Raw genomic sequence first — 3,099 nt, forward strand, 5'->3', positions numbered from 1 at the left:
CAGATACCTTAAAATTCTCTTTTAAATTGTTTTTTCTCTTTTTTTCTCTTGATTACTTTTTTATTTGCCTATATATACTTTGGGTACTTCGCCAATATAGACATTTTCAGCAATCAAAACGCGCTGAGGTACTTTGAATGTCCCTTTCTTTTTTAAAAATAGCATATGCCCTTCAAAATTTAAATTTAAGTATACCCTATGGACTGTCTGATTTATTCCAGCTGACTTGAACTCTGATTGCCAATCGTATGAAACTGCAGATACATACAAAACATTTCCTTTCAAGGTAGGACCAAATTGATTAAAGAAGATGTTTTTAAAAAGGTAACCTAATTTAAACTCTACTTCAACAGGCGTGAGCTTATTTATTCTTTTGTTTATCATTAGCACCCAATTTGATATAATCTTGTTTAAGGAAATGGTGTCAATCTTGATAAAAGATGTGTCTTTGCTTTTTTCAAACTTCACAATGTCATCGTAGTTAACCTTTTGGTCTTGCAGAATTTGCAAGACCGAAATATTTGTAATTTCTACAATTTTCAGTTTTGCTTTATCTTCAAATGCATCTATTAGCATGTTTTCAAGCCAATTTGAAATTATAATAGCAAGAATTATTAAACTTGAGATTAAAAAAGCCAAAAGGAAAGCTACCTTTTGGCGTCTGCGCTTTTTGTAGCCATATAATCTCATTTTGAAAAAGTCTTTTTCTTTCTATATTAAGTTTATGCGCCTCTACTTTTTTTGATTACTATTTGTCATAAGAACCTTTTGTATTTTTCATTCAAAGCTATTCCTTGAATTATATCCTTGATTTCTCTCTCTTTGGACTTATGACAAATCAAGATTGCATCCTCAACTGACACTAAAATAATGTCTTTTATCCCAAGTGCCATTACAAACTTGTCAGAAAATATTATGCAATTTTTTGATTCACTGACAATCGCCTCTGTTTTTATGACATTGCCATTTTCATCTTTCCTTAAAATCCTCTCAAATGCACTCCAAGTCCCCACATCATCCCATTCAAACTCAGAGATGCACACAACAAGCTTTTTTGTCTTTTCCATGATTGCCTTGTCAACAGAAACTTTTTCAAGAAGCTTGTAGCCTTTTTTCAACTCTTCTATATAATTCTCATTTGAGATAGCTGAAAATATCCTCATAAAGATGTCATAGTAGTGCGGCATGTATCTTTTTAGTTCTCTTAGAAAAGTAGAGACCTTGAAAATATAGATTCCGCTATTCCAAAGATATCCCGACTTTATCAAATACTTTGCTTTTTTGCTATCAGGCTTTTCTATAAATCTTTCTGTCAAAAATAAACCTTCTCCTATCTTTTTTCCCCTTTTTATATACCCATAATTTGTCTCAGCCCTTGTAGGGAGGATACCAAAACATACAATGTGATCTTTTTTAGCAAGTTCATACCCTTTTTTCATTGCAGATTCAAATTTCTCAATATTAGATATAAAGTGATCTGAAGGAAACACACCTAATATACTATCCGGGTCTTTTTTCAAAACGTGCATGCATACCAAAGCAATGCACGCAAGGGTCTCCTTCTGTTCGGGTTCAAAAACCAAGTTTTCATCTTTTACTTGGGGTAGCAACAGCTTAAGATGGCTTCGATAGTTTATATGTGTTACTATGAAGATTCTATCTTGAGGTAAAATCTTTTTTATTCTGTCATAGGTCATTTCCAAAAAACTTTTGTCGCCAAACAACTTTAAAAATTGTTTTGGAAAAGCTTTTCTGCTCTTTGGCCAAAGTCTAAGTCCGCTACCACCTGATAATATACAGGCATATTCCATAACCTTTTTATTCTTCCTTTTCTATGAGCTCTAACGTCATCTTAAAGTAACCTTCCTTGCCTTCCATGACCTTGCCATCTTTTGTCACAAACTCTGAAAACCCAAAAGCCTTTGCTTTTTTTTCTGTATCTTCTGAATACTCACCAGGAACCAAGATTTCTATTCTGTCCTTTTTCTTCTTAGACCGCTTATATCCAATTACTAAATACCCTTGATCTGAGACAAGTCTAAAAACAAATGGATTAGAAATTATATACAAAAATGGATGCAAATTTGAAAATCTAAAGATGTCTTTTTTGTCAACCTTCATCCACTTGACTTTATCATCAGAAAAAGGCTCAAACTTTTCGCACTTTTCTTTTAATTCTTCAAATATTCTCTTCCACGTTCTTTTATCACCAAATTCTAAAATGCAGTAGTTCTTTTCAAGCTCAGGCTGAACATCTTCTGTAGAATCTATTTTTTCGATGATTTTTTCTTCTTCCCTTTCATTTTCTAAATTTTTAATCTCCTCCGTACGTTTTTCAATTATTGCAGGAAGTTCTTCTTTTTCGTCAGAGCACTTACTAATTTCATTCACGTTGGTTTCTTCGCCATTTTCTTCTGCCTTTTGGGATATCACTTCAACTACCTGCAAGTTGGAATCCTCCAGGCTATTGTCTGTAAATTTTTTTTCATCATCTTCTTGAGCTTTCTTAGATTTTGTGTCTAAATTATCCTGAGCCACAAGATGGTTGTAGTCCAAGTTTTCATTTAAAGACTTTTCATCTAAAAAAGTTTTGTCAATTTGGTTATTTACGTTTCTTTTTTCTTCCCTTTTCTTGTCTTGCTCAAGCTCCTCCAGAACATCCTTTTCCATTGTATAAAGGTCCTTTTCATCAATACTTCCAATGAGCAATAGTTTCCTTTTTCCTTTTCTTTCTTTTATAATAGCAAAACCCATAATCTCCTTTAGCTGATACCCAGACCCAAACATATTAAACCTGCCGGTTGAAAGCAGTTGTGAAATTGTAGACTTTTGTAGATTTTGCAAATGACAAAAGAATACCGGACAAAACCTATCCGTTCTTTTTACAATGCCCATCAAAGCTATTTTTTCTTCATTTTCTTCAATTCCTTGGAGTACAACTTCCAAATCCACTGTATCAACAATTGCCTGAACTTTGACATACCCAAAAGGAACTCTATCTTTTTCTTCTATTCCCTTTAAGATGACCACAACCCTTGTAAATGCAGAATTTGAAAGCAAAACAAAAGACCTCCTTCACACCCTTTGTATCAGTATATG

General features: G+C 33.2%; 3 protein-coding genes. All 3 read right to left on the minus strand.

Going from position 1 to position 3,099, the window contains the following annotated elements:
- Positions 1-60 precede the first annotated feature (60 nt).
- Complete coding sequence (locus H964_RS00925) at positions 61-690, minus strand: sporulation protein YunB (protein WP_039763861.1); 630 nt, start codon at positions 688-690, stop codon at positions 61-63.
- 65 nt (positions 691-755) lie between these two features.
- On the minus strand, positions 756-1,811 hold the full coding sequence (locus tag H964_RS00930; protein ID WP_011915889.1) for a mannose-1-phosphate guanylyltransferase: 1,056 nt from the start codon (positions 1,809-1,811) through the stop codon (positions 756-758).
- A 7-nt stretch (positions 1,812-1,818) separates the two neighbouring features.
- Positions 1,819-3,060: a hypothetical protein gene (locus H964_RS00935; protein ID WP_039763882.1), complete on the minus strand. Its 1,242-nt coding sequence runs from the start codon at positions 3,058-3,060 to the stop codon at positions 1,819-1,821.
- Positions 3,061-3,099 lie beyond the last annotated feature (39 nt).

Origin of the sequence: Caldicellulosiruptor sp. F32 (genome assembly GCF_000404025.1) — a bacterium.
Lineage (GTDB): Bacteria > Bacillota > Thermoanaerobacteria > Caldicellulosiruptorales > Caldicellulosiruptoraceae > Caldicellulosiruptor > Caldicellulosiruptor saccharolyticus.

Coding starts and splice junctions, on each gene's coding strand:
- H964_RS00930 (WP_011915889.1), bottom strand. CDS start 1,811: ATGGAATATGCCTGTATATTATCAGGTGGTAGCGGACTTAGACTTTGG.
- H964_RS00925 (WP_039763861.1), bottom strand. CDS start 690: ATGAGATTATATGGCTACAAAAAGCGCAGACGCCAAAAGGTAGCTTTC.